The sequence below is a fragment of the Spirillospora sp. NPDC048823 genome, assembly GCF_043198445.1.
Lineage (GTDB): Bacteria > Actinomycetota > Actinomycetes > Streptosporangiales > Streptosporangiaceae > Spirillospora.
Window position 1 is genome coordinate 1 of sequence record NZ_JBICUT010000045.1, and the last position, 1,892, is coordinate 1,892.

At 67.1% G+C, this 1,892-nt stretch carries 1 protein-coding gene; it reads right to left on the minus strand.

Translation table 11 applies throughout. The features are described 5' to 3' along the window. A partial coding sequence (locus ACGFK0_RS37635) for an RHS repeat-associated core domain-containing protein (RefSeq protein ID WP_392913557.1) occupies positions 1-1,892 on the minus strand: 1,892 nt, incomplete at both ends.

Below are 1,892 nucleotides of genomic sequence, written 5' to 3' on the forward strand. Positions count from 1 at the left end.
TCGTTTCCGGTGAAGGGGTTGTGGTGGCACAGGCTTTGTGCGTTGGAGTTGATGGTTCGGCAGAAGCCGTCCCATTGGTTGTCGTCCAGGCCGGGGCCGAGGTAGGCGATCGCGTCTCGGAAGGTGAAGTCCTTGCTGCCGCGGTATCCGAGGTTGAGCAGGTGGCCGTATTCGTTCTCCGACAGCGGGCGGCCGAGCGCGTGTCGCCCGATTGGGTCTCCGCTGGGTTTGACTCCGTTGCGGAAGGTGACCGGTCCGCAGTAGACGTGGCAGCGTTGGGAGCCCTTGGGCTCGTTCTTCTTGGCTTTTCCGCAGTCGTGGTTGACCTGGCAGCCGTCGACGCGGAGGCCTGACGGGTCACTGTGGGTAACGGGATTGTTGCTGGCGTAGGTGTAGCCGTTCATCTGCAGCGGGTCGGCGGTGTCGAGGACGGGGTCGACGGAGATGAAACGGCCGGTGTCGGGGTCGTACTCGCGGGCGCTGAGGTGGGTGAGGCCTGTGGGGTCCTTGGTGGCGCCGAGGAAGCCCTTGTCGTTGGGCCAGGTGGCGTCGTCGTCGAATCCGCGGATGCCGCCGAAGGGGGTGGAGCGGCGGACGGTGGTCTGCTGGGTGGTGGTGTTGACGGCGATCTGGGCGGTGCCTTGGTGGTCGCCGGCCAGGTGGGTGATGGTCCCGTCGGAGGTACGCATCGCGACGGTCTGTCCGGCGAAGGTGTAGTAGCGGGTGCCGGTGGCGGTGGTTGCGCCGTTGAGGGCGCGCAGTTCGGTACCGTCGGGAAGGTAGAGGGTGGCGCCGGCGGGGTCTTTGCGGATCAGGCGGTTGCCGCCGGTGTCGTAGACGAACGTGACGTCGTTGCCGTTTTCGGTGACCTTGGCCAGTTCCCCTTCGGTGTTCCACTCCAGGGTCTGGCCGGTGTTGGCGGCGCTGGCGTCGATGGCGCGTGCGGTGGTGTTGCCGGAGGCGTCGTAGGCGTAGGTGTCGGTGCGCTGGCCGGTGGGGCCGGTTTGGGTGACCTGGTTGAGGCGGTTGCCTTGCCCGGTCGGGGCGTAGGAGTAGGTGCGGACGGTGTCGGCGACGCCGGCGATGCCGTGCCGGGTTTCACCGGTGCGGTTGCCCGCGGTGTCGTAGGTGAAACTCTGCCAGAAGGGGGCGGGGCCGCCGATGACCGTGTCGGTGGGTTCGGTGGAACACGGGTCGGTGGTGCCCTGGGCCCAGGCTTGGGTGAGGCGTTGAAGGTGGTCGTAGGTGAAACATTGGTTGTCGATGCCGTCGCGGGAGACATCGGTGATGGAGGTGATGGTGCCCGCGTCGGTGTAGTGGTAGGTGGCGTAGCGGTCGTCGCCTGCGACGCCTTGGTGGGAGGTACGGGCGGTGGCCGGCCGCTGGGTGCCGTACTGGTAGGTGAGGGTCTGCCAGGTGTGTTTCCCGGCGGGCCCGAGCTCGAGCAGGTTGAGTTTGTTGGTCGGGGTGTAGAGGACGTCGTTGACGTAGGGCGTCTGGTCGGTCGGACTGGTGTTGCCGGTCAGGCTGGTGGGGCGTAGCAGGTCGTCGTATTCGTAGGTGACGCTTTCGGTCGGGAGGCCGCCGGCGGCGGGGTGCGACTGTCCCAGGATGGTTTCGTCCAGGCCGTACTGGGTGGAGAACAGATAGCGGCCGGCCAGTGCGCCTTGTGATGCAGGGATGGTGAGGGCGGTTTTGTCGGCGCGGCCGAGCTGGTCGTAGTGGCGGACGGTGCTGATGTAGTCGCCGTCGCTGGTGTGTCGGGTGGCGGTGGCGAGTTTGCCCTTGCCGAAGGGGGCGGTGTCGTAGGTCCAGGACGCTAGGAGGGGTCCGTCGGCCGCGCCTTCGCGGGTGGCGGTCTTGCGGCCCAGTCCGTCGTAGTCGGTGAAGAC